Raw genomic sequence first — 3,577 nt, forward strand, 5'->3', positions numbered from 1 at the left:
GCGGCGAGAAACGCAACTTGCCGATCTGGGCGATGGTCGCGGCGTCGCGCTCGCGCAGGCTTGGATTGCTCACGGCACGGTTTCTGTCTCGAGTGCCGGCAGTGCCGCCGCCAGCCGGTCCGCCCATTCCTCGATGCCGGACCGTGTCGACAAAAGATCCTGCCGGATCTCGACGAGGACGGCGGCGATGCCGCGATCGTCGCCATGGATGGGCACGGCGTAGTCGGCGTCGCGGCTGATCACATAGGGTACATTGGCCGCAACATTGAGCGCCGCATCGGTGCGCAGGCCCGAAAGGATCGCTTCGGCGAGACCTCTTGCTTGGTCATGCAGCACGCCGGCATGCCAGGGCCTGCTGACGCCGAGGAAGACCGGCGTGAAAGAATGGATCGTCACGATCCGCGTCTGCCGGCCTGCTTGTGCCCGGCGGTCGAGATAAGCGGTCACCCGGTCATGGAACGGCGAAAAGATGATCTCGGCGCGCCGGGTCCGCTCCGCCGCATCGATGCCGACATTCCCGGGAATGTCGGTGTCTTCCGACAGTACCGGAATGCTGCCTGGCGTGCCCAGTGGCCGGTTGAGGTCGATCAGCAGCCGCGAATAGCCGCTGAGGAAGGCCGGAGCATCGAGCTTCGACGACAGCAGGCGGGTCACTTCGGCGGCGCCGATATCCCAGGCGATGTGGCGCTGCAGATGGTGGGCATCGAGGCCAAGCTGTCGATACTCGACCGGCATGTGGTTGGACGCATGCTCGCACAACAGCACGATATCGGAACGGCCGTGCTCGTTGAGGGCCTCGACGGCCTCGGGCCAATCTTTTTTTGTCACTGCGGTCATCAATAGAGCGTCCGGTAGAGATCGCAGATGGAGGCCGGATCGAGACCGGCAAGACGCTCGGCTTCATGTCGCTTGAGGCCGACGAAGGTTTCGATGAAGACGGGCGCGAACCATCCCGTCACGGTGCCGTCGGCCAGCAGCGCGTCCAGTGCCGCGGGCAGGGTTTCGGGCAGGCGCACCAGACCAAGACTTGCCCGCTCCGCCTCGCTCATCAGTGTCGGGTCGCCGGTGACCAAAGGTGGCGACGGCAGGCCCGCCTCCAGCCCCTCCAGCCCGGCGCGGATGATCGCCGCCAGCGACAGATAGGGATTGCCGGTGGCGTCGGCGGCCCGGTATTCGATGTTGTATTGCCGCGCCGGATCCCGTCCGCCGATCGTCACCGTCGGGCAGATGCGCAGCGACGCCTCGCGGTCGCGGTCGGCAAGCCAGGTGTAGGAAGAACTCCAGCTGTGCGGCTTCAGCCGGTAGAAGGACGACACGCTCGACGCCGTCATGGCGGTCATCCCAGGCAGATGGCGCAGCACGCCGGCACAGAAGGCGCCCGCTTTGGCGGAAAGGCCGCCCGCCAGTGCCGGATCGTAAGTCATCGGCTTGCCGGCCTCGTCGACGAAGCTGAAATGGATGTGGACGCCGTTGCCGACGGCGGTTGGCGCTGTCTTGGGGGCGAAGCTCGCACGCCAGCCGGCATTGCGCGCCAACTCGCGCGTGATTTCGCGGATGGCGACGGCGCGGTCGGCCGCCGTCAGCGCGTCCGCCGGCTCGTGCGTCACCTCGAACTGCTCGTCGCCGAATTCGGCGATGACCACCTCGGGCGCGACGCCGGCTTCCTCGAGCGCCGCCATCAGATTGGGCGCGAAAGGGTCGGCGCGGCGCAGTGCGGCGAAAGACATTGAATGCGCCTGTGCGAAGCCGCCGTCGGCAACGTTGAATTCGTGCTCGAAAGCGGCGATGACCGACAGGCCGGTTGCGGCTTTCAAATCGGCCAGCGCGTCTTTGAGCATCGTGCGGGTGCAGCCGAGCCATGGGCTGCCGTCGAGCTCGACGATGTCGCCGGCGACCATATCGAATGGCGTTGCCGATCCGGTGCGTGTCGTGCGAAAGCGCGCTTCGAGATCGGGGATCAGCCGCAGGTCGCCCGACGAGCCCCAGGGGTTGGGATCGACGATCGAGTTGAACGGTGTCAGCGACAGATTGGCCTGCAGCCAACCGACGCCGGTCGTGGCGGTCTTCTGCAACTTGCTTTCGGCAACGAAACGGCCCCGCGTGACGGCGGAGAGATCCGTGGTGACGACGGCAACCAGAGGCTCGACAGTCGACGTCATGCCGGTTTTCCCAAAGCGTTGAAGCGGTCGACGACCGTGTCGGTGTCAGCCACCCAGCAGTAGCCGCCGAAGGCCTTGAGCGCGATGTCGTGGCGTTCCTGGGTGATGGTGGCGCAGGCATCCGATACGCAGGTGACAAGATAGCCGCGGTCGGCGCCGTCGCGCACCGCCATGTCGACGCATTGATCGGTCAGCACGCCGACCACGACGAGATAGCGGATGCCGAGGTTCTTGAGGAGATAGTCGACATTGGTCGAATTGAAGATGCCCGACGACGTCTTCGGCAACATGATCTCGTCGCCAACCGGCGCCAGCGATGCCACCGGCAGTCCTTCGGGGAGACTGGGCGCAACATGGATCGGTGTCAGCTTGTGGTCGAGCGAGCGCTCACGGCCGTCTTCGGTCAGGCTCTGAATGATGGTGTGCAGCACCTCGACGCCATTGGCCCGCGCCGCCGCCAGCAGGCGCTCCTGGTTGGGGATCGTCTGCGAGGATGTCTGCCGGTAAAAATAATGATCGGGGCCACGTTCCGGATGCGACGGATCGGCGCCCGGCTCCAGCCAGATGCGCTGCATGTCGACGAGTAGCAGTGCCGTTTCGCCGGCACGGAAGGCTTCGTCTCGTTTGGGTAGGGCCTGGGTCATGCTTTGTCGTCCTGCTTTGCTGATTTGGGTCCCGGTGTCTTGCGGGGGCCGGGTGTCTTGCGCGCGCCGTTCTCTTGCGGTTCGCTGTCGAGCGTCACGGCATTGGCATGCCGCACCTTTTCGAGTCGCTCGATGCGGGCGCGGGCCTCGTCGCCCAGCGTCGAAACGATATGGGCGACCAACGCTTCCATCTGTGCGATCGCCGGCGCCAGCGTGTCGTAAGGTGAGGCGACTTCGAGCGGGCTGACGATGGTGACTTCGGCGAGATCTGATATCGGCGACAGCCATTGGTCGGTGAACAGGACGATGCGCACATCGAGCGCCGCCGCTTGTTTTGCATAGGCCATCACATCGAGTTGGTAGCGGCGGTAGTCGAAGACGACGAGCACGTCGCGCCGGCCGAGGTCGGCCAGCGTGTCGAAGATCTGCGGAGAGAGCACGCCGAGATCGCGAACCCCGGAGCGGAACTGCACGAGATAGCCGGCCAGCATGCCGGCGATGTGGCGGCTGAACCGGCCGCCAACCATCACGATCTCGCCCTTGGCCTCCATCAGCAAGCGGGCCGCCCGCTCGTAAGTCTGGACGGGTGTCGCGGCGGTGGCTTTCTGCAAGGCCGTGGTGACGCTATCGAGATAGGCCAGCACGGCGCTGTCGTTGGAACCGCTCTGCCGCTTGGCCTCCATCATCAGCAGCGGCGAGTGCAGTCTTGCCTCGACTTCGGCCAGAAGCCTCGCCTGGAAATCCGGAAACCCTTCATAGCCGAGCTTCATCACC

At 65.3% G+C, this 3,577-nt stretch carries 4 protein-coding genes; all 4 read right to left on the reverse strand.

Annotation, left to right across the window (positions count from 1 at the left end; translation table 11 throughout):
* Nucleotides 1–69: 69 nt before the first annotated feature.
* Nucleotides 70–837, reverse strand: a complete 768-nt coding sequence (locus EN994_RS22705; RefSeq protein WP_024502302.1) for an N-formylglutamate amidohydrolase — start codon at nucleotides 835–837, stop codon at nucleotides 70–72.
* Nucleotides 837–2,159: a glutamine synthetase gene (locus tag EN994_RS22710; RefSeq protein WP_013530317.1), complete on the reverse strand. Its 1,323-nt coding sequence runs from the start codon at nucleotides 2,157–2,159 to the stop codon at nucleotides 837–839. The genes EN994_RS22705 and EN994_RS22710 overlap by 1 nt, the downstream gene beginning before the upstream one ends.
* Entirely contained in the window at nucleotides 2,156–2,803 is a 648-nt protein-coding gene (locus EN994_RS22715) for an isochorismatase family cysteine hydrolase (protein ID WP_013530318.1), read from the reverse strand. Before EN994_RS22715 ends, EN994_RS22710 begins: the two co-directional genes overlap by 4 nt.
* A partial coding sequence (locus EN994_RS22720) for a MurR/RpiR family transcriptional regulator (RefSeq protein WP_164746088.1) occupies nucleotides 2,800–3,577 on the reverse strand: 778 nt, incomplete at its 5' end. The genes EN994_RS22715 and EN994_RS22720, both read right to left, overlap by 4 nt.

The organism is Mesorhizobium sp. M7A.F.Ca.CA.002.09.1.1 (genome assembly GCF_003998555.1).
Lineage (GTDB): Bacteria > Pseudomonadota > Alphaproteobacteria > Rhizobiales > Rhizobiaceae > Mesorhizobium > Mesorhizobium ciceri.

Bases quoted from the DNA above. Each gene is read 5' to 3' on its own strand.
- EN994_RS22705 (WP_024502302.1), bottom strand. From the start codon at position 837: ATGACCGCAGTGACAAAAAAAGATTGGCCCGAGGCCGTCGAGGCCCTC.
- EN994_RS22715 (WP_013530318.1), bottom strand. From the start codon at position 2,803: ATGACCCAGGCCCTACCCAAACGAGACGAAGCCTTCCGTGCCGGCGAA.
- EN994_RS22710 (WP_013530317.1), bottom strand. From the start codon at position 2,159: ATGACGTCGACTGTCGAGCCTCTGGTTGCCGTCGTCACCACGGATCTC.